This window comes from Flintibacter porci, assembly GCF_041925195.1.
Classification (GTDB): Bacteria; Bacillota; Clostridia; order Oscillospirales; family Oscillospiraceae; genus Lawsonibacter; species Lawsonibacter porci.
The window spans coordinates 60,542-80,897 of record NZ_JBHEVB010000002.1 but is presented as its reverse complement, the minus strand read 5'-3'; the positions used below and the strand labels follow the sequence as shown (position 1 = coordinate 80,897).

The following is a 20,356-nucleotide window of genomic DNA, read 5'->3' as shown; positions in this document are numbered from 1 at the left end:
CGGCCCTCCTTTACCAGCTGCTGCCCTGATCGGTCACGGTAAAGTTGACGAAGACCACGTCGCCCTCCTCAATGCCGGAGATGATCTCTACGTTCTCTGCGTCGGAGATGCCGGTTTCTACGAGAACGGGGTAGTAGCCGTCCGCCTCAGAGGGGAACTGGGGCTTCTGGCCGGGCTCTGTTTCAGGCAGAAGCAGCTCAGGCACATCCTCGGGGCGGCTGTCCCGCTGGACAAAGACCACCGACTGGCGGTTTCCCTCGGCGTCGCTGACGTACTTGACCGCGCTGGTGGGGACGATGATGCAGTTGTCCGACTGACTGGTGACAAAGGAGTACTGCAGCCAGGCACCGTCCACCAGGGTGCCGTCAAAGTTGTCCACGGTCAGGGTGACGGGATAGGTGGTCATTCCGCTGCCGCTCTGGGCGCCGCCCATGTCAATGGCGGTGACAGTGCCCATGAACATGGTGCCGTTCCAGTCCAGCTCCACCATGTCGCCGGGGTGGATGAAGGAGATGTTTTTGTCGTCCACGTTGATGGTGACCAGCATGGTGGTGTTGTTGGAGATGATGATGACCGTATCGCCGCTTTTTACCTCGGCGCCGGGGGAGAGGGTGCAGGTGATGACGGTGCCGTCGATGGGAGCCACAGCGTTGAAGTCGGCCAGGGCTTTCTGGGCGGTCTCCAGGGTGCGGACGGCCTCGTCCAGCTCCTCCTGCTTGGCGCGGATCTGGGAGTCGATGGTGTCCGAAGCCATGGTGAGCAGAGCGGTCCCGGCGGAGACGTTGGCGTAGTTGCGCAGGTTGCCCGTGGAGGCTAGCGGTCCGCCGGCCTTGGTCTTCAGTTCCCGGGACTCATAGTACTCGGTCTTTCCGTTCTCATAGGGGTAGATGGAACTGCCGTCAGAGGCAGTAAGTATGGCAGAGGCGTCCATGCCGGCAGTGAGGGTGCCGGGGTTGTCAAAGACGATGACCACCTCAAAGTGGACGGCTCCCTCGGGGGAGATGAAGCTCACCTTGTGGATCTCATCCACCCGGCCGGTGAAGGTACGCATCACGGTGGGGACAGAGACCTGAACAGACTGCCCCTTGTAGATGCTGTTCTCATAGGCATAGCTGAAGTAGAGGGAGAGCTTGAGCTGTTTGTCGTTGACCAGGGTGGCCACCGTGGTGCCCGCGGAGATCTCCTGCTCGGGCTCAAAGGACTGCACCTGAGTGAGCTTGCCCGAGAAGGGGGCGCGGAGGGTGAGGTTGGAGGCCTGCTCCTGGAGGTCGGCCATATCCTTCTGCAGGGAGTCCACCCGCTTCTGGGCGTTGGTCACCTCGTCCTGAGCCGCCTGGCTGAAGATGCTGTACAGGGGCTGGCCGGCGGTGACGGTCTCACCGGCATTGACAAAGACTTCCTGGACCGTGCCGCCCTGGGTCAGGGTGATGGCCGCCGACTCCTTGGCCTTGGCCGAACCGCTGCCCGCTACCCGGCTTTGCAGGGAGCCGATCTCGGCGGGCTTGGACAGGATTTCTCCAGGCTTATCGTTGGAAGAGAATAGGAACCGGTACAGGGCGACACCGCCGCCCAATAAAAGGGCTGCGACCAAAACCAAGGCAATGATGGTCCGCAGTTTCCGCTTGTCCAGAGGCTTTTTGGGTTTGCCGGCCGCCGGAGAGGGAGGGGCGGGTTTTGTCTGGGGTAAGGTAGCTTCTGACATGGTGTACTCCTCCTGAATGTAAATATTCTTCCAATGGGCAGGAAGGCCTGTTCGATCAAGACCATTATATGCCATGAAAGATTCCAGGACGATTACAGGGCAATTACAAATGTTTAAGATTCGCTTAAGGATTCTAAAGAAATGGAAAGGATCAGGCGCAGCTGGGCGAAACAGGAAAGAAAATGCAAAAAAACGCCCTGCAGACTGCCGGAGCAGAGCTGCAGGGCGTGTGGAATGACAATCAGCAGTTGGTATACAGGGGGTACTTGCTGGTGAGGGCCTTCACCTGGGCGCGGAGAGACTCAATGTTGGACTGGAAGTCGTCCCGAGCGCACTGGCAGATGAGGGAGCCGACCACCTTCATCTCCTCCTCCTTGAAGCCGCGGGAGGTGACGGCGGGGGTGCCCACCCGGATGCCGGAGGTGACGAAGGGCTTCTCCGGGTCGTTGGGGATGGCGTTTTTGTTGACGGTGATATACACCTCGTCCAGACGGTGCTCCATCTCCTTGCCGGTGAGGTGAGCGGGGCGCAGATCCACCAGCATCAGGTGGTTGTCGGTGCCGCCGGACACCAGGTCCAGGCCGCCCTCCAGGATGGACTGGGCCAGCACGGCGGCGTTCTTCACAATCTGGGTCTGATACTCCTTGAACTCGGGTTTGAGGGCCTCGCCCAGAGCCACCGCCTTGGCAGCGATGATGTGCTCCAGAGGACCGCCCTGGCTGCCGGGGAAGATGGCGGAGTTGAGCTTCTTGGCAATGGCCTCGTCATTGCACAGCAGCATGCCGCCGCGGGGACCGCGCAGGGTCTTATGGGTGGTGGTGGACACTACGTCGGCGTAGGGAACAGGAGAGGGGTGTACGCCCGCGGCCACCAGGCCGGCGATGTGGGCCATGTCCACAAACAGGTAAGCCCCTACCTCGTGGGCGATGTCGGCAAAGGTCTTGAAGTCGATGACCCGGGGGTAAGCGGAGGCACCGGCCAGGATCATCTTGGGCTGGTGCTTCTTGGCCAGATCACGCACCTGATCGTAGTCGATATAGCCCTTCTCGTCCACGCCGTAGGCGACCATATTATAGTTCTTGCCGGAGAAGTTCACGGGGGAGCCGTGAGTCAGGTGGCCGCCGTTGTCCAGGCTCATGCCCATGACGGTATCGCCGTGCTGGCACAGAGCCTGATACACGGCAAAGTTGGCCTGGGCGCCGGAGTGGGGCTGCACGTTGGCGTAATTGGCGCCGAAGAGCTCCTTAGCCCGCTCGATGGCGATGTTCTCCACCACGTCCACGCACTGGCAGCCGCCGTAGTAGCGCTTACCGGGATAGCCCTCAGCGTATTTGTTGGTGAGCACGGTGCCGGCGGCGGCCAGCACAGCGGGGCTGACGATGTTCTCCGAGGCGATCAGCTCGATGTTCTGCTGCTGCCGGTCGTACTCGGCCCGTACTGCCTCACCCACCTGAGGATCGGCGGCGGTGAGAAAGTCCATAAGTTCGTTGACCATGGGAAACACTCCTTTTCTGTTCTTCTCAGGCAAAGCCTGTCTGCGGATGTTCACAGTTCTGCGGTTATTATACCAGAAGCACGGAAAAAAACAATGCGGAAGAAACAGAAAGTTCCCATCGCCAGGTTTGACAAGTTGTGATACAATAAAAATGATATGCTCGAAAGAGAGGATGAAACCATGAAGTCACAGCAAGAGGTGCGCGCCATTGTGGATGCGCTCAAGGAGCTCTATCCCGACGGGATCTGCTCTCTGGACTATGAAAAAGATTACGAATTGCTGTTTTCGGTGCGTCTGGCCGCCCAGTGTACCGATGAGCGAGTGAATAAGGTGACCCCGGCGCTCTTTGCCCGATTCCCCACCCTGGAGGCGCTGGCCAATGCGGATATTTCCGAGGTGGAGCAGTACATCCATTCCACCGGCTTTTTCCGTGCCAAGGCCCGGGATATCGTGCTGGCTTCCCAGATGATTTTGGCCGAGTACGGAGGAAAGGTGCCCGGCACCATGGAGGATCTGCTGAAATTGCCCGGCGTGGGGCGGAAGACAGCAAACCTGATGCTGGGCGATGTGTTCCACATACCCGGCGTGGTGGTGGCTGACACCCACTGTATCCGCATCACCGGTCTGCTGGGCCTTACGGACGGCTCCAAGGACCCCACCAAGGTGGAGATGCAGCTTCGGAAGGTGCTGCCCCCGGAGGAGTCCAACGACTTCTGCCACCGTCTGGTGCTCCACGGCCGGGCGGTGTGTATTGCCCGTCGCCCCCAGTGCGGAGAGTGTGTGCTCCGGCCCTGGTGCGACTATTTCAGCAAGAACGTGGCAGAGCCTGCCAAAGACTGAGAATCCAATATTAAAGAAGGCATGTTACATTGAAACACAGGACAAGTGATAGCTTACAGGCGGGGGAAGGACTGTCCCCAGCACATTCCTCCTGCCAGCAGGCGGGAGGCAAAGCGAAGCTTTGCGGGAAGTTCTTTGCCAAGCTTTCTTTCAAGAAAGCGGAGAGCATAAACCGATGGTGCTGTTATACCCTGGGCATGGTGATCCTGGCCCTGGGCCTCACTCTGAACACCAAGACCGGCCTGGGGGTGTCGCCCATCGTATCGGTGGCCTACTGTGTATCCCAGATTCTGGATATGAACTTCGGGGATATGACCTTTGTGCTCTACGCCCTGTTTGTGGCCGCCCAGTTTGCCATCCGGGGGAAGAAGAGCCACCTCTATGATCTGCTCCAGTTTCCACTGAGTCTGGTGTTTAGCCGGGTGCTCAACTTGTTTGACGCATTTATTCCCTATAACAGTGCAAACCACGGGTTTTTCGCCAATTTCCTGCTGCTGATTCTGGCCATTTTGTGTACCGGCGTGGGGGTGTCCATGACGGTGAACATGCGCCTGGTGCCCAATCCCGGAGACGGCATCGTGGCCGCCGTGGCCGAGAAGATGGGCCGGGACCAAGGCTTTGCCAAGAATATCTTCGATGTGGGCTGCGTGACCGTGACCTGTATCATCGGTCTGGCGTGCCGGGGACAGGTGATCGGCATCGGCATCGGTACCCTGGCCGCCATGGTGGGTGTGGGGCGCTCCATCGCCCTGGTGAACCACTTCTTTAAAACGCGGATGTGCCGGGCTGCCGGTCTGGAGCAGCCCGCCTGAGTTTTGATGTTTCTCTGTGAGGTGATTTGTTATGGCATACCGGCCTCTGGCCGACGAGATCCGGCCCACGACCCTGGACGAGGTGGTGGGGCAGAAGCACATCCTGGGCAAGGACGGTCTGCTGCGGCGCATCATTGAGGGAGGCAATGTCCCCAATCTCATCTTCTACGGCCCGTCTGGCACAGGAAAGACCACCGTGGCCAACATCATCGCCCAGCGGACCAACCGGCCGCTGCATCGCCTCAACGCCACCACCGCCTCCATCAGCGACATTAAAGACATCATCGCCGACATCGGGACCCTGTTGGCTCCGGAAGGAGTTTTGCTTTACTTAGACGAGATTCAGTACTTCAACAAGAAGCAGCAGCAGTCTCTGCTGGAGTTTATGGAGAACGGGAAGATCACCCTTATCGCCTCCACCACGGAGAATCCCTTCTTCTATGTGTTCGGGGCAGTGCTGTCCCGGTCCACCGTCTTTGAGTTCAAGCAGATCACCGCTCAGGACGCCCTGCCCGCCATCGACCGGGGGGTTTCCATCCTGGAACAGCGCTTAGGCGGCAAGCTGGAGCTGGAGGAGGGAGTGCGGGAACACATCGCCTCTGCCTGCGGCGGCGACATCCGCAAGGCCATGAACGCTTTGGAGCTGCTGGCCTCGGCGGCCAAGAAGGAGCAAGGAAAATTCCTTGTCAGCCTGGACGACGCGAAAACGGCGGCCCAGAAGTCAGCCATGCGCTACGACCGGGAAGGGGACGCCCACTTTGACATCGCCTCCGCTCTGATGAAGTCCTTGCGCGGGTCCGACCCGGACGCGGCCCTCCACTATCTGGCCCGGCTGCTGGAGGCGGGAGATATGACCACCGCCATCCGGCGGCTGTTGTGCTCGGCCAGCGAGGACGTGGGCATGGCCTATCCCCAGGCCGCCCTCATTGTCAAGGCCTGCGTGGACAACGCCTTGCAGCTGGGCCTGCCCGAGGCCCGGCTGCCCCTGGCCCAGGCGGCGGTGCTGCTGGCTACTTCTCCCAAGTCTAACTCGGTCTATCAGGGCATTGCCGCCGCCATGGCCGACGTAAAGGCCGGACGGGTGGGGGACATCCCCCGTGAACTGCAAAATGTCCACGCCGACTCGGCGGGGCTGGAGCGGGAGCAGGGGTATCTCTATCCCCACGACTTCCCCGGCCACTGGGTGCGCCAGCAGTACCTGCCGGACGAGCTGAAAAACCGGAAATACTACCAGTACGGCGACAACAAGACGGAGCAGGCCGCCCGCCGCTACTGGGACGAGATCAAAAAGCATTAGAAAGGAAGGACCTAAGTTGGAGCCGATACGGATCTTAGTGGTGGAAGATGATCAGGACATCAACCGCCTGCTGTGTACCATCCTCAACGACGCAGGCTATTTCAGCCAGAGTGCTTTCTCCGGCAGCGAGGCCATGCTGTGGGCGGAGAAGGAGGGCTTTGACCTGGTGCTGCTGGACCTGATGCTCCCCGGTCTGACCGGAGAGGAGTTCATCGCCAAGGTGCGCCAGCACGGCACCATGCCCATCATCGTCCTGTCTGCCAAGGCGGGCGTGGAGGACCGGGTAAAGGTGCTGCGCCTGGGGGCGGATGACTTCATCCCCAAGCCCTTTGACAACCAGGAGGTGCTGGCCCGGGTGGAGGCCCAGCTGCGCCGGGTGAAGAAGTTCTCCGCACCTCCGGAGAAAAAGCAGCGCTTTGTCTGCGGCGATCTGTGCCTGGACCGGGAGGAGTTTACCGTCACTGCGGAAGGAAATCCCGTCACTCTCACCGCCCGGGAGTTTGAAATTCTGGCCCTGCTGATGGAGTACCCCAAGCGGGTATTTACCCGGGAGCAGATCTATCAGCACGTGTGGGGCGAGGATTACTTTGGCGACGACAACACGGTGAACGTGCACATCAGCAACCTGCGCTCCAAGCTGGGCAAGGTGAGCAAGCAGGAGTTTATCAAGACCGTGTGGGGCATTGGCTTTAAAATGGCGGATTGTTAGGAGGGCGGCATGGACATTCATGTAGGGGATATCCTGAGAATGAAAAAGACCCATCCCTGCGGCAGCTCGGAGTGGTTAGTGCTGCGGGTGGGCATGGACTTTAAGATGCGCTGCCAGGGTTGCGGCCATGAGGTGATGCTGCCCCGGAGCAAGGCGGAAAAAAGCATCCGTAAGGTGTTCCGGGACGGAGACCAGGTGAGCGTGTGACCATGTTTTGTGCTCCTGCCCCGGTGGGAGCGGAACCGTTTGTTTTGTGAGAAGAAAGGAAACGATTTATGCGATACGACAGTGATATTTTGTACCGGCCCCCGGGAGAGTGGAAGAGCTATCTGCTCCAATGCACCATCGGCTGCTCCTATAATAAGTGCACCTTCTGTGCCATGTATAAGGAGAAGAAATTCCGCATCCGTCCGGTGAAGGAGATTTTGGAGGACATCGATATGGCCCGGGACTACTACGGTCCGGGCCTCAAGCGGGTGTTCCTGATGGATGGCGACGCGGTCATCATGAAGACCGATGATCTCATCCGGGTGCTGCGCAAGCTCTACGATACTTTCCCTGCCCTGGAGAAGGTGACCACCTACGCCGGTCCCCGGAGCACCTTGGCCAAATCTCCCGAGGAGCTGAAAGCCATCCGGGATGCTGGTCTCAACCGGGCCTACCTGGGGGTGGAGAGCGGCAGCGACGCGGTGCTCAAGGCCATCAACAAAGGCGTTACCGCCGCCCAGATGCTGGAGGCAGGCCAAAAGCTGGTGGCAGCTGGCTTTGACCTGTGGGCCATCGTCATCATGGGTCTTACCGGCCAGGACGGGGACTGGGAGGAGCACATCCTGTCCACCGCCAAGATGATCAATGCCATGAAGCCCCGGCACCTGTCTGCCATGACTTTCGCTCCGGCCAAGGGCACCCCCCTGGGAGAGGATGTGCTGGCTGGACGGTTCAAGGTGTGCACTCCGGACCAGATTCTGGAGGAGTGCCACCTGCTGGTGGAAAATCTGGACGTGGATCCTCTCCACTTTACCAGCAACCACGCCTCCAACTACCTGCCGCTCAAGGGCGGCCTGCCTGAGGATCGGCAGAAGTTTTTGGACCTGCTGGACCAGGCGCTTGCGGGTAAGATCCGTCTGCGCCGTACCCTGAATCGGGGAATCTGATCGCTGAAACCAGACGCGGGATGTTTTAGGACATCCCGCGTTTGCTTAAGCTGGGAGAAGATCCCTGTTTTTTGAGGTTAAGCATGGGATACCACCTGGCTGAAAAGGGACTGTTCGAGCTTTAACAGAAAAATTTTGAATATTTTTCATGAAAATCTTTCAATTTCATGAAGTATCTGCTATAATGCACTTTAACGGCCTAATGCGATCCCTTACGGCTTTGGCGGAGAAGGAGGGAACGCAGTGGCTCATCCTGAAAACAAAGGAGAGAGGTTCCCCCTTGTTTTTCCTACTGTTCCTCATTTGGATCGTGCTCAACGGAAGAGTGGATTTGGAAGTAGTGCTCACAGGCGCGGCGGTCTCCGCCGCGCTCACTTGGCTTGCACGCACGGTTTTGAAACTGCCCGCCTGGGGAGGATTGCGCCTGATTCGACGGCTCCCCAGGGTATTTTTATACCTTTTTTACCTGTTTGGGCAGGTTGTGGTGTCCAATCTCCAGGTGATAGAGCGGATCCTTTTCCCTCAAAAGCGGAAGGGAGGCGGGCGGCTGGTGTGGTTCCGTACCGATCTGAAGGAGGAGGGTACCCGTCTCACCCTGGCCAATTCTATCACCCTTACCCCGGGCACGGTGACCGTCTCCTTAAAGGGAAACTATCTGTGCGTCCATGCCCTGGATGAGGACTTTGCAAAAGGAGTAAAGGAAAATGGCTTTGCGCCCCGCCTGGAGCGCTGGGAGGGGGGAGACCATGGCTGAGTGTACACCGGTGCTGGGCGGTATTCTGGTAGGTGTGCTGTGTGTGCTCACCCTGGTGCTGCTGGCCTGTCTGGCCCGAGCTATTCGTGGGCCCCGGTACACCGACCGGCTCATCGCCCTGAACATGATCTGCACCGTGGTAATTTTACTGCTGAGCGTGCTGTCCTATCTGCTGGGTGCGTCCTACCTGGTGGATGTCATCATTTTGTACGGACTATTGAATCTGCTGGCGGTGGCGGTGCTCAGCCGGATCTCCATCCGGCGGCACCGGGAGAGAAGGGAGGAGGAGCCATGACCATACGCACAATCCTTGGAGTGGTCCTCATCTGCCTGGGGGGCGTGGTGGTGCTTATCGCCGCTCTGGGCCTGTTCCGCTTTAAGGAGACCCTGGATCTCATCCACGCCGGAGCTCTGGCCGACACCATGGGGGTGTTCCTGGTGCTGGCGGGGGTGATGGTGCTGTGGGGGGTTACCGTGGCCTCCGCAAAGCTGGTCCTGGCTCTGGTGATTTTGTGGGTGACAAACCCGGTCTCCGCCCACCTCATCGCCCGCATGGAGCTGGTCACCGGTCGGGGCATCGAGCCTGATACGCTGCCGGGAGAGGGGGAGCAGGAGCTATGATCGTGCTGGAAGTCTTGCTGCTGGCCTTTTTGGTGTTCTGCGCCCTGGCTACGGTGCTGGGCAAGAAGATGGTGTCCTCCATCATCATCTTCATGTCCTACTCGGCGGTCATGTCCATTTTGTGGTTCCTGCTGGAGTCCCCCGACCTGGCCATCACTGAGGCCGCTGTGGGGGCGGGAGTGACCAGTCTGCTGTTTTTCCTTACCCTGCGGAAGATCAATGCGCTGAGGGGGCTGGAAAAGGATGAAGAATAACCACCACGCCCAGGAGGACTGGTACCACCGCTTTCTCCGCTGGGCAGGGGGCGAGGAGCCTGAAGGGGCCGAGGGTCCTGAGGACCCGGAGCGCGCCGAGTTCCAGGAGTACCTGGAGTACATCGAGGCCCACGGCTACATGGAGTTCGGCGCCTACCGCCTGATGCGCTTCCGTCAGCGCCGGGAGAAGGGTCTGGAGGACCCTCGGGGTTCTCTCCACGGTCCCCCAGCTCCGGAGCCGGAGCCGGTCCACCCACCCCGACACCACCGCCCGGGAAAGCTGCGCTACCAGATTTTGCTCTACCGGGTGCTCAGTGCCGTCGTCGTCATTACCCTGGCGGTCATTTTCTTGGTGGTCACCATGGATCTGCCTCTCTTTGGCCGGGCGGACAGCCCGGCGGTGAACGAGGTGTCCCAGCGCTATCTGGAGCAGGGCCTGGAGGAGACGGGCGCGGTGAATGCCGTCACCGGGATGATTCTGGACTACCGCGCCTTTGACACCTTTGGGGAGTCGGCGGTGCTCTTTGCCGCCGCCATGAGTACCCTGCTGCTGCTCCACAGCCCCAAAAGCCGGATGCGCACCTTCCGGGGACCGGACGAGGTGCTCTCTCAGTTGGGACGGCGGATTCTGCCCGTGATTCTGCTCTTTGGCATCTATGTGGTGGTCAACGGCCACCTGAGCCCCGGCGGCGGATTTTCCGGCGGGGCCATTCTGGGGGCGGGCTTGATTCTGGCCTCCCTGGTGTTGGGGGAGGAGCGGATGGCCCGGATGCTGCCTGCGTCCCGCACCTCTAAGATTACCGTCACCTGCCTGCTGGCCTATGGACTGATGAAGGGCTACTCCTTCTACACCGGGGCCAACCATGTGGGTTGGGAGGTGCCCAAGGGAATTTCCGGGACCATTTTCAGCGGGGGATTCATTCTGCCCCTCAATCTGTGTGTGGGCATCATCGTGGCCTGTACCATGTACACCTTTTATTCACTGTTTCTGGAAGGGGAGGGATAACTGTGCTGGAGACCATTTTGCAGCAGCGCTACTACATCACCGCCGTGCTGCTGTTCAGCATCGGCTTTGTTACCCTGTTTCTCCACCCAAACCTCATTAAAAAGATCATCGGCCTCAATCTGATGGATACGGCGGTGTTTCTCTTCCTGGCCTCCATGGGCTATATCGAGGGGGGAGCTGCCCCCATTGTGGAGGAGGGAGCCAAGGCATCCCAGTACATAAACCCGGTGCCCGGCGGCCTGGTGCTCACCGGTATCGTGGTGGCGGTGAGTACCACCGCCCTGTTTCTGGCTCTGACCATCCGGCTCTATCGCCAATATCACAGCGTCAACTTGGACGTCATCCTCATGCTGGCCTGGGAAGGCAAGGTGGAGGACTAAACTTCTGATGTGCGAGAGGAGGTGAAGCGAATGCCCCTTATATATGACATCCCTATGTTCAGCATCCTTCTGGTGCTGATGAGCGCCATGGTTATCCCCTTCTTTTCCAAAAAGAACTGGGGATTGAGCCTCGTTCGCGGGGTAGAGGTGGTGGTGGCCGCCCTGTCGGCGGTGCTGCTGGTCCAGTTGTCCGAGTCAGGGGAGAGCTTCACCTACCAGATGGGCCACTTCCCGGCTCCCTGGGGCAATCTCCTTCGCTGCGGACCGCTGGAGGCACTGCTGGCCCTGGTGTTCAGTCTGGTGATGATCCTCTCCCTGTGCGCCGGGGCGGAGGATATTCGGCGGGATGTGCGCGCCGATCGCCAGGGGAGCTACTGCGTGCTCATGCAGCTGCTCTTTGGCGCTCTGCTGGCCATGATCTACACCGATGACCTGTTCACCGCCTATGTCTTTATCGAGATTGCCGCCGTCACCGCTTGCATGGCGGTAGTGGCCAAGGAGAGCGGACGGTCAGTGGTGTCCGCCATCCGCTACCTTATCTTCAGCTGCCTGGGCTCCGGCCTGGTGCTGCTGGGAATCGCCCTGCTCTACTGCATCACCGGCCAGCTCCTCTTCTCCAGCCTGGAGCAGGCGGTGCTGGAGCTGGTGGCCAGCCGGACCTACACCTTGCCTCTGGTGGTATCCGCGCTGCTGATGACTCTGGGCCTCAGCATCAAGAGTGCCCAGTTTCCCTTCCATGCCTGGCTGCCCGATGCCCATGCCAGCGCCACCACCGCCTCCAGCGCGGTGCTGTCTGGTCTGGTGCTCAAGGGCTACCTCATTATTCTCCTGAAACTCATCCTGCGGGTGTACGGCCCGTCTCTGCTGGCCACCACCTACATGGACGACCTGCTGTTTCTCCTGGGGCTGACGGGTATGCTCTTTGCCTCGGTGGCCGCTCTGCGCCAGGAAGAGGTCAAGAGCATGATCGCCTACTCCTCCTCCGCCCAAATCTCCTACATTTTCTTGGGGTTGGGCCTGGGGACCGACGCGGGACTCATTGCCGCCTGCTACCAGATTCTGGCCCACGCCATGACCAAGTCCATGATCTTCTCCGGGGCGGGAGCCATGATCCGGGCCAGCAACGGGGGACACTACTGGAGTCAGCTCCGAGGAGCCGCCCGGCGGGCACCTCTGGGAGGACTGGCCTTCACGGTGGGCGGACTGTCCCTGTGCGGTCTGCCCCTGTTGGCGGGCTTTTCCGCCAAATACTGTCTGGCCATCGCTGCCCTGGACGCCCAGTGGCAGACCGCACCGGCCCTCTTCGGCCTGGCGGCCAGTTCGGTGCTCAACGCCATGTACTATATCCCCGCCATCCTGGCCATCTGGGGCCGGGGAGGAGAAGGGGAGAAGCTTCCCTGGAAGTGGGAGCGGGAGGGCGCTCTGGTGCTGTTCCTCCTGTGTAATGTGGTGCTGGGCACCGCCTTTGGCCCTATCCGGGATCTGATTGAACAGGGACTCAATCTGTTTTAAGAACACAAACACCATCTGAAAGGAGGTAGGGGAGTGGACGGGATCTTGCTTCTCTTGCCCATCTTAGTTCCCATCCTGGGCGGCCTGGCTGTGCTGGGTATCCACAATATGAAGACCCGGCGGCTCACCGTCACTCTGCTGCTGGTCTTTCAGATCTTTGTGGTGCTGGAGGTGGCCCGGAACGACACCGAGCCCTTCGTCTTGCTTCAGCTCACCGACGGGGCGCGGCTGGTGCTCCAGGCTGACTCTTTGGGGCGGCTGTTTGCCAACCTCATCTGTCTCATCTGGTTTGCGGTGGCCGTCTTTGCCTTTGAGTACATGAACCATGAGGGACACCGGGAGCGGTTTTTCGGTTTCTACCTGATGACCCTGGGCGCCCTGATGGGTATCTGTTTTGCAGGCAATCTGGTGACCCTCTATCTCTTTTATGAGATGATGACTCTCCTCTCTGTCCCTCTGGTGCTGCACATCGGTACCCGAAAGGCCTTTGAGGCTGCCTACTGCTACCTAGGTTTCTCGGTGGCGGGAGCGGGACTGGGATTGCTGGGTCTGTTTGTCCTCCAGGGCTACTGCACCACCGACCTGTTTACTCCCGGCGGCGTGCTGGACCTTGCCCGGGCAGGGGAGAACCGTACCCTGCTGCTGGGGGTTTTTGTGGTGATGGCAGTGGGCTTTGGCTGTAAGGTAGGCATGTTCCCCCTCCACGCTTGGCTGCCCATCGCTCACCCGGTGGCGCCGGCGCCTGCCTCGGCGGTGCTGTCCGGCCTCATTACTAAGATGGGTGTGCTGGCCCTGCTGCGGGTGGCCTACTACCTGTTCGGCTGGGAGTTCTTGGACGGCTCCTGGGCTCAGATGGTGGTGCTGGTGCTGTCCCTCATTACCGTGTTTATGGGCTCCACCCTGGCCCTGCGGGAGGATACCCTGAAAAAGCGGCTGGCCTACTCCACCGTCAGCCAGGTCTCCTATATGATCTTTGGCCTGATGCTCTTTCACCCCGTGGCCCTGGCAGGGGCCTTGCTCCAGGTTATTTTCCACGCCGTGGCTAAAAACGCCCTGTTCCTGGCCACCGGCTCGGTCATTTACCAGACCCACATCACCCAGGTCTCCCAGATGCGGGGCGTGGGTGTGGCGTGCAGTTTCACCATGTGGAGCTTTGCCCTGTCCGCCCTGTCACTGGTGGGTATCCCGCCCACCGGCGGCTTTGTGAGCAAATGGCTGCTGGCCCAGGGTGCCCTGGAGGCAGGGGACTTCACCCTGGCCTGCTGGGGTATTGGCGTGCTGATGGTGTCCGCCCTGCTGACGGCGGGCTATCTGCTGCCCATTGTCATCCGGGCGTTTTTCCCGGGAAAAGATTTTGACCACGAGAGCGTCATCAAACAGCAGGACACCTGGCTCATGTGGACCACTCTGTGCCTGCTGACGGCGGCGGTAGTGCTGCTGGGCATGTTCCCGCAGCTGCTGAACAACGGGCTGGCCGCGGTGGTGGAGCCTCTGTTTGGATAACCTGTTATGTTGAGAAAAGGAGGTGAGAACCCATGCTCATGCTGTGCGCCATTTTGTTCCCCATCCTTGCCGGGCTGGGCTTAGCGGCCTGGCGTCCCCATGGACGCATTGCCCGGCAGAACTACGTGCTGGCTTCGGCCTGTATCACCGCTGCCCTGGCTTTGTGGGCGGTATTTACCCTGCGGGATGGCCCGCTCTTCACGCTGCTGACCATGGGGGACCACCTGTCTATTGCCTTCCGGGTAGATGGCCTGTCCTGCTTGTTTGCGGGGCTGGTGTCGGTGCTGTGGCCGCTGGCCTGCCTGTACGCCGTGGAGTACATGAGCCGGGAGGGCCATGAGAACCGATTTTTTACCTTCTACCTGGCCAGCTTCGGCGTGACCCTGGGTATTGCCTTCTCTGCCAATGCCCTTACCATGTATCTCTTCTACGAGCTGCTTACCCTGGCCACCCTGCCCCTGGTGATGCATGCCATGGACAGCAAGGCCCGCTACGCCGGGCGGGTGTATCTCACCTACTCCATGTGCGGGGCAGCTCTGGGTTTTCTGGCCATGGTCATGCTGCTGGAGCACGGGGGCACTGTGTTCCTCCTGGGCGGCAGTTTGGTATGTCCTGCCGGCAAGGAAAATACCTTGCGGGCTGCTTATGTGCTGGGCTTTTTTGGCTTTGGCGTAAAGGCGGCGGTATTTCCGGGGCACAAGTGGCTGCTGCGGGCCTCGGTGGCCCCCACGCCGGTGACCGCTCTGCTCCATGCGGTGGCGGTGGTAAAGGCGGGCGTGTTTGCCGTCACCCGCCTGACCTGGTACGGCTACGGTCCCGCGCTCCTTCGGGGCTCCTGGGCCCAATACTTGGTGATGGGAGCGGCCATCTTTACCATTGTCTACGGCTCCTCCAAAGCGCTGCGCACCAAGCACTTAAAGCGCCGTCTGGCCTGGTCCACCATCAGTAACCTGTCCTATGTGCTGCTGGGAGTGACCACCCTGACCACCGCCGGACTGGCGGCGGGAATGGTCCATATGATCTTCCACGCGGTGCTGAAAATCACCCTGTTTTTCTGCGTGGGTGCGGTACATTACAAACTCCACCGGGACTTCGTCCCCGACGTGGAGGGCTGCGGCGTGCTGATGCCCATTGTGTTTGGATGCTTCGCCACAGCAAGCCTTGGGCTCATGGGCGTGCCGCCTCTGGCGGGCTTTACCAGCAAGTGGATGCTGGCCACCTCGGCGGTGGGACTGGGGGAGTGGATCGGCTATCTGGCTGCGGCGGCTCTCATTTTGTCCGCCCTGCTCACCGCATTGTACCTGATGCAAATCGTGCTACTGGCCTTTTTCCCCCGGCAGAACCGGCAGCTCACGGTCCGGGTACCCAGACAGGCCCGGCGGGACCCCGGTATCCGAATGACTTTGCCCCTGATCACCCTGTCGGTGGGGTCGGTGGCCCTGGGTCTGGGGGCCAACGCACTGGTGGGGACGGTCCAGACTCTGCTGGGCGCATAATCATAAGGATAGTTTGGAAGGAAAGGAGGGAGAGTATATGTCCGACCTGCTGCTGATGCTGGTGTTTCTGCCCATGGCGGCGGGCCCCTTTGGGTTTTGGATGGGCCTGCGCTATCCCAAGGCGCGGGATACTTTTGTACTGGCGGTAGCGGTGCTGGAGACCATGATGGTGGTCTCCCTGTGGACCAGCCCGGTGCTGGAGAGCGGAATTGACGGGTTCTGCGGCCTTGGGATCCGTTTTGTCTCCGGGGACTTCCATACTCTCATGGCCACCCTCACCGCCACAGGCTGGCTGGCGGCCACCATCTTCTGCCGGGAGTATATGGCCCACGTGGCCCGGCAGAACCGGTACTACCTGTTCTGGCTCATGACCCTGGGAGCCACCATGGGGGTGTTCCTGTCCGCCGATCTCTTTACCACCTTTATCTTCTTTGAGGTCATGTCCTTTACTTCCTTTGTGGCGGTCATTCAGACCGAGGAGCCGGAAGCCCTCCAGGCGGGAGACACCTACCTGGCGGTGGCGGTGATCGGCGGTCTGGCTGCTCTGACGGGGCTGTTTCTCCTATATTTCCAGCTGGGTACCTTGGAGTTCGAGGCCATGGGGGCGGCGGCCGCTGCCCTGGAGGACCGGAGCGTCCTGTGGGCCTCCGGCATCCTGATCCTCATCGGTTTTGGAGCCAAGGCGGGCGCGTTTCCGCTGCATATCTGGCTGCCCACGGCCCACCCAGCGGCTCCAGCACCCGCTTCGGCGGTGCTGTCCGGTGTGATCACCAAGACGGGCATCTACGGCGTGCTGGTGCTGTCCACCACTATCTTCCTCCACGATACGGGCTGGGGGATGGTGCTGGCGGTCGTTGGCGGTATCACGATGGTGCTGGGGGCGGTGCTGGCAGTGTGCTCCATTGATTTGAAGCGTACCTTCGCCTGTTCCTCGGTGTCTCAGATCGGCTTTATCCTGGTGGGAGTGTCCATGCAGTGCCTGCTGGGGCACCACAACGCTCTGGCGGTGGATGGCACGATCCTGCACATCTTCAACCACTCCCTCATTAAAATGGTGCTCTTTCCCGCCGCCGGCGTCATCCATTTGTCCACCCACTCCTATGATCTCAATGAGGTACGGGGCTTTGGCCGAAAGAAACCTCTGCTGGCGGTGCTTATGGGGGTGCCCATGCTCAGCCTGGCAGGACTGCCTCTGCTCAACGGCTATGTGAGCAAGACCCTGCTCCATGAGAGCATCGTGGAGTACATCCACCTGGCTCCGGAGTACGGGGTGCTGTTTACGGGCCTGGAGTGGCTGTTCCTGTTTTCCGGCGGGTTGACCCTGGCCTATATGCTGAAAGTGTTTGTGTGCCTCTTTGGGGAGAAAAACGCCCTGCCAGAGAAGGTGCTGGAGCAGAAGTGGCACGGCCCCAAGCCCTACATTGCCCCCGCAACTGCGGCCACCATGGGAGTCTATCTTGTGGGGATGGCCGTGCTGGGGATGGCTCCCAACTGGGGGATGGACTCTCTGGCCGCCGTGGCCCGGAGCTTTCTTCATGGAGAGGGTCCGGAACACGCGGTGGCCTACTTCTCTGCCGTCAATTTGCGGGGAGCGGCCATCTCCATTGTGGTGGGTTCGCTGGTCTACCTGCTGGTGGTGCGGCGGTGGCTCATCCGCCGGGGGACGTATATAGATCCCATCCCCAAGTGGATGAACCTGGAATTTGGGCTATACCGGCCTACCCTGCGCTTTGCCGCTCAGGTGGCCATCGTGTCGGCCACTCTGGTGGACCGAATCCTGCCCCGGCTTATTTTCCACGGCATTCCCAGTCTGTTTACCCGGGGACACCAGGGGCTGTTGTCCCTGCGGGATAAGGCGGTCACCGCTCTCACCGGGTCGGAATATACCCCCCATCCCAGCGTGGAGCAGGCGGCAGACGACTACCACTTTGCCTTCTACTCCGACGACCCCAGACGCTCGGTGGGCTTTGTCCACTCCCTGGCCTTTGGTTTGATGCTTACAGGCCTGGGGCTGGTGTTTGGACTGCTGTTTATCCTGCTCCACGGATGAAAAAGTCCATCGAAAGTGGTCAGACGATAAAAAATATCCCACATCCTCCAAAAGTATGAAACCTCCTGTCCAGGAGATACTGAATGACACAGTATCCCCGGACAGGAGGTTTTTTGTGGCCTTCCGTCCGGACGATCGCAACCAGTCACCGGCGGGAGGTTTTGGACATGCAGAATAAGGTAGAGCTGTGCGGGGTGAATACCGCCAAGCTGAAGGTGTTGAAGAATGAGGAGACCCAGGCCCTGCTGCGCCGGGCCAAAGAGGGGGACAAGCAGGCCCGGGAGGAGCTCATTGCCGGGAACCTGCGGCTGGTGTTGTCGGTGATCCACAAGTTTGCAAACCGGGGAGAGAACGTGGACGATCTGTTTCAGGTGGGCTGTATTGGCCTCATCAAAGCCATTGACAACTTCGACACCTCTCTGGATGTGAAGTTCTCCACCTACGGCGTGCCCATGATTGTGGGAGAGATCCGCCGCTACCTGCGGGACAACAGCGCCATGCGGGTGTCCCGGGCCATGCGGGATACCGCTTATAAGGTGCTCCAGGCCAAGGAGTCCTACATGGCCCAGCATCAGAAGGAGCCCAGTGTGGAGGAGATCGCCCAGATGCTGGGCATTAAGAGGGAGGAGGTCGTCTTCGCTCTGGATGCGATTTTGGACCCGGTATCTCTGTATGAGCCCATCTACTCCGACAGTGGGGACACGGTGTGCGTAATGGACCAGGTGAAGGACAGCCGGAATACGGACGAGATGTGGCTGGAGCACATTGCCCTGAAGGAGGCGGTGTCCCGGCTCAGCGAGCGGGAACAGAAGATATTGGCCATGCGCTTTTACCAGAGTAAGACCCAGGTGGAGGTGTCCCGGGAGATCGGCATCTCCCAGGCCCAGGTATCCCGGCTGGAGAAAAATGCCCTGCGGCAGATCCGGAAAGAGCTATAAAAATCCGCCCGACGGAGCAGCGCTCCGCCGGGCGGCCAAATGATGCAGATGGAATGGAAATGTTACGCGGCCAGCTTGGTCACGTCGTCCTTGTGGCCCATCCACTCCCGGACGATGAAGATGCCGAAGAACACCACGGCCACCACGATACCCACGGGGTAAGCGATGGAGGTGGACATGTTCAGGCACTCGGAAGCCTGGATGAAGTAGGTGATGGACACCGCGGACATAAAGGTGGCAGGCAGGGCGGCCATCATGCAGGCGATGGGGGGGAAGCCGTTGCGGTGCAGATACACAGCGCCGGCCCACAGCACCATCATAGCCAGGGTCTGGTTGGACCAGGAGAAGTACTTCCACAGGGTGGCGAAGTCGCCCCACTGAGTGAGCAGCGCGCCCACGCCCAGCACAGGCACGGACAGCAGCAGGCGGTTCTTCCAGTTGCCCTGGTCGATGTGGAACCAGTCAGACAGGGTCAGACGGGCGGAACGGAAGGCAGTGTCGCCGGAGGTGATGGGGCAGGCAATAACGCCCAGCAGAGCCAGAACGCCGCCCACAGGGCCCATCATGGACTGGCAGATTTCGTTGACGACCACGGACTGGCCACCAGCCAGAGCCTCGTTCAGGGCACCCACGGAGCCATAGAAGGTGACGCCGGCGGCAGCCCAGATCAGGGCGATGATGCCCTCAGTGACCATGGCGCCGTAGAAAATGGTGCGGCCCTCTTTCTCAGAGGTCATGCAGCGGGCGACCATGGGGGACTGGGTGGCGTGGAAGCCGGAGATAGCACCGCAGGCCACGCTGACGAACATCTGAGCCCAGATGGGGGTGTTGGTGGGATGGCCCATGCCCTCTACGCCGATGTACTCCCACAGCTCAGGCATCTGAGCGCGGTAGCTGCCGTCAACAAGCATCACGCCGGCAATGCCCACAGCCATGATGATCAGGCAGGCGCCGAAGATGGGGTAGAGCTTGCCGATGACCTTGTCGATGGGCAGGAAGGTGGCGATGAAGTAGTAGATCAGCACCACAGCCAGCCAGAAGTTGGCGTCCAGGGCCTCAGGAGTCAGGATAGCCAGCAGCTGAGCGGGGTTCTTGGAGAAGTTGACGCCCACCAGGATCAGCAGGATCACGGAGAATACACGCATGACCTGCAGCATGAACTTGCCCAGATACTTACCAACGATCTCGGAAATGGAAGCGCCGTCGTGCCGCTCGCTGAGCATGCCGGACAGATAGTCATGCACGCCGCCGCCCAGGATGGTACCAAAGACGATCCACAGGTACACACGGGGACCCCAGCAGGCACCGGCCAGGGCGCCGAAGATGGGACCCAGACCGGCGATGTTCAGCAGCTGAATGAGGAACAGCCGCCAGGTCTTCATGGGGGTGTAGTCCACGCCGTCGGGGTGGGCCACAGCCGGGGTCTGGCGATCATCCACACGGAAGACCTTCTCGATGAGCTTGCTGTACAGGGCAAAACCCACGATCAGGACAACCAGAGAGATCAGGAACGTAATCATAATGTTTTCCCTCCTACGATTGCCGCGCCCCCTGCTCCGCCAGGCGGTGCGAAAAAAATTGGCGTGCGGAGCCGCCGCCCCACAGTGGCATCATTTGGATTTGGCAAAACACTGTGCGGCCCCCTTCCACAGGGAAGGGGGCCAGGGCGGAGGCGGTCTGTACAGGCCGCCTCCCAAGCGGCTATATTATAGCACCAAAGGCAGGGAAGTCAAGCCTATATTTGGAGGTTCTGACAGTTAATTTTTCGTTAAAAAAATTTTTTACTAGTGAAATAGTACGAAGTGTGTCCTTAGCTGGAAATTGACTGGAATA

Annotated in this window: 20 protein-coding genes; 17 read left to right on the top strand and 3 right to left on the bottom strand. The window is 60.1% G+C overall.

Annotated elements, in window-relative coordinates; all coding sequences use genetic code 11:
- Positions 1-10: 10 nt before the first annotated feature.
- Both ACEVJL_RS02270 and glyA read right to left on the bottom strand, forming a co-directional pair.
- The gene (locus tag ACEVJL_RS02270) at positions 11-1,702 is read right to left on the bottom strand and encodes an efflux RND transporter periplasmic adaptor subunit (protein WP_374736744.1); all 1,692 of its coding nucleotides are present in this window, start codon (positions 1,700-1,702) and stop codon (positions 11-13) included.
- A gap of 241 nt (positions 1,703-1,943) precedes the next feature.
- Entirely contained in the window at positions 1,944-3,197 is a 1,254-nt protein-coding gene (glyA, locus tag ACEVJL_RS02265; protein WP_374736743.1) for a serine hydroxymethyltransferase, read from the bottom strand.
- Positions 3,198-3,377: 180 nt separating this feature from the next.
- On the opposite strand from glyA, the gene nth reads away from it, so the two are divergent.
- The 17 genes from nth (at position 3,378) to sigG (ending at position 18,523) form a co-directional block, all read left to right on the top strand.
- Positions 3,378-4,037, top strand: coding sequence for an endonuclease III (gene nth / locus ACEVJL_RS02260; RefSeq protein ID WP_374736742.1), 660 nt, complete (start codon positions 3,378-3,380; stop codon positions 4,035-4,037).
- Positions 4,038-4,066: 29 nt separating this feature from the next.
- A complete protein-coding gene (locus ACEVJL_RS02255; RefSeq protein WP_374736741.1) occupies positions 4,067-4,849 on the top strand; it encodes a YczE/YyaS/YitT family protein in 783 nt (260 codons plus the stop codon).
- Between the two features lie 31 nt (positions 4,850-4,880).
- Positions 4,881-6,146 carry a replication-associated recombination protein A gene (locus ACEVJL_RS02250; RefSeq protein ID WP_374736740.1) on the top strand — a complete coding sequence of 422 codons (1,266 nt, stop codon included), beginning with the start codon at positions 4,881-4,883 and terminating at the stop codon, positions 6,144-6,146.
- 16 nt (positions 6,147-6,162) lie between these two features.
- Positions 6,163-6,855 (top strand): response regulator transcription factor, encoded by a 693-nt coding sequence (locus tag ACEVJL_RS02245; RefSeq protein ID WP_008980925.1) that lies wholly within the window; start codon positions 6,163-6,165, stop codon positions 6,853-6,855.
- 9 nt (positions 6,856-6,864) lie between these two features.
- Complete coding sequence (locus tag ACEVJL_RS02240) at positions 6,865-7,062, top strand: DUF951 domain-containing protein (RefSeq protein WP_302668299.1); 198 nt, start codon at positions 6,865-6,867, stop codon at positions 7,060-7,062.
- Positions 7,063-7,130: 68 nt separating this feature from the next.
- Positions 7,131-8,009 carry a B12-binding domain-containing radical SAM protein gene (locus ACEVJL_RS02235; RefSeq protein ID WP_302668300.1) on the top strand — a complete coding sequence of 293 codons (879 nt, stop codon included), beginning with the start codon at positions 7,131-7,133 and terminating at the stop codon, positions 8,007-8,009.
- Positions 8,010-8,289: 280 nt separating this feature from the next.
- Positions 8,290-8,763, top strand: a complete 474-nt coding sequence (locus ACEVJL_RS02230) for a Na+/H+ antiporter subunit E (RefSeq protein WP_374736739.1) — start codon at positions 8,290-8,292, stop codon at positions 8,761-8,763.
- On the top strand, positions 8,756-9,058 hold the full coding sequence (locus tag ACEVJL_RS02225; protein WP_020989686.1) for an MrpF/PhaF family protein: 303 nt from the start codon (positions 8,756-8,758) through the stop codon (positions 9,056-9,058). The genes ACEVJL_RS02230 and ACEVJL_RS02225 overlap by 8 nt, the downstream gene beginning before the upstream one ends.
- Positions 9,055-9,384 carry a cation:proton antiporter gene (locus ACEVJL_RS02220; protein WP_374736738.1) on the top strand — a complete coding sequence of 110 codons (330 nt, stop codon included), beginning with the start codon at positions 9,055-9,057 and terminating at the stop codon, positions 9,382-9,384. The genes ACEVJL_RS02225 and ACEVJL_RS02220 overlap by 4 nt, the downstream gene beginning before the upstream one ends.
- Positions 9,381-9,638 carry a hydrogenase subunit MbhD domain-containing protein gene (locus ACEVJL_RS02215; RefSeq protein WP_008980919.1) on the top strand — a complete coding sequence of 86 codons (258 nt, stop codon included), beginning with the start codon at positions 9,381-9,383 and terminating at the stop codon, positions 9,636-9,638. The genes ACEVJL_RS02220 and ACEVJL_RS02215 overlap by 4 nt, the downstream gene beginning before the upstream one ends.
- Positions 9,628-10,644, top strand: coding sequence for a hydrogen gas-evolving membrane-bound hydrogenase subunit E (gene mbhE / locus ACEVJL_RS02210; RefSeq protein WP_235397897.1), 1,017 nt, complete (start codon positions 9,628-9,630; stop codon positions 10,642-10,644). The genes ACEVJL_RS02215 and mbhE overlap by 11 nt, the downstream gene beginning before the upstream one ends.
- 2 nt (positions 10,645-10,646) lie before the next feature.
- A complete protein-coding gene (locus tag ACEVJL_RS02205) occupies positions 10,647-11,024 on the top strand; it encodes a sodium:proton antiporter (RefSeq protein WP_008980917.1) in 378 nt (125 codons plus the stop codon).
- A gap of 30 nt (positions 11,025-11,054) precedes the next feature.
- Positions 11,055-12,536 carry a complex I subunit 5 family protein gene (locus ACEVJL_RS02200; protein WP_374736737.1) on the top strand — a complete coding sequence of 494 codons (1,482 nt, stop codon included), beginning with the start codon at positions 11,055-11,057 and terminating at the stop codon, positions 12,534-12,536.
- A gap of 33 nt (positions 12,537-12,569) precedes the next feature.
- A complete protein-coding gene (locus ACEVJL_RS02195; RefSeq protein ID WP_374736736.1) occupies positions 12,570-14,039 on the top strand; it encodes a complex I subunit 5 family protein in 1,470 nt (489 codons plus the stop codon).
- Positions 14,040-14,071: 32 nt separating this feature from the next.
- Positions 14,072-15,535 carry a complex I subunit 5 family protein gene (locus ACEVJL_RS02190; RefSeq protein WP_374736735.1) on the top strand — a complete coding sequence of 488 codons (1,464 nt, stop codon included), beginning with the start codon at positions 14,072-14,074 and terminating at the stop codon, positions 15,533-15,535.
- A 37-nt stretch (positions 15,536-15,572) separates the two neighbouring features.
- Positions 15,573-17,585, top strand: a complete 2,013-nt coding sequence (locus ACEVJL_RS02185) for a complex I subunit 5 family protein (protein ID WP_374736734.1) — start codon at positions 15,573-15,575, stop codon at positions 17,583-17,585.
- 167 nt (positions 17,586-17,752) lie between these two features.
- Positions 17,753-18,523, top strand: coding sequence for an RNA polymerase sporulation sigma factor SigG (sigG, locus tag ACEVJL_RS02180; protein ID WP_374736733.1), 771 nt, complete (start codon positions 17,753-17,755; stop codon positions 18,521-18,523).
- A gap of 62 nt (positions 18,524-18,585) precedes the next feature.
- On the opposite strand, the gene ACEVJL_RS02175 is transcribed toward sigG, so the two are convergent.
- Positions 18,586-20,043 carry a carbon starvation CstA family protein gene (locus ACEVJL_RS02175; protein WP_374736732.1) on the bottom strand — a complete coding sequence of 486 codons (1,458 nt, stop codon included), beginning with the start codon at positions 20,041-20,043 and terminating at the stop codon, positions 18,586-18,588.
- Positions 20,044-20,356 lie beyond the last annotated feature (313 nt).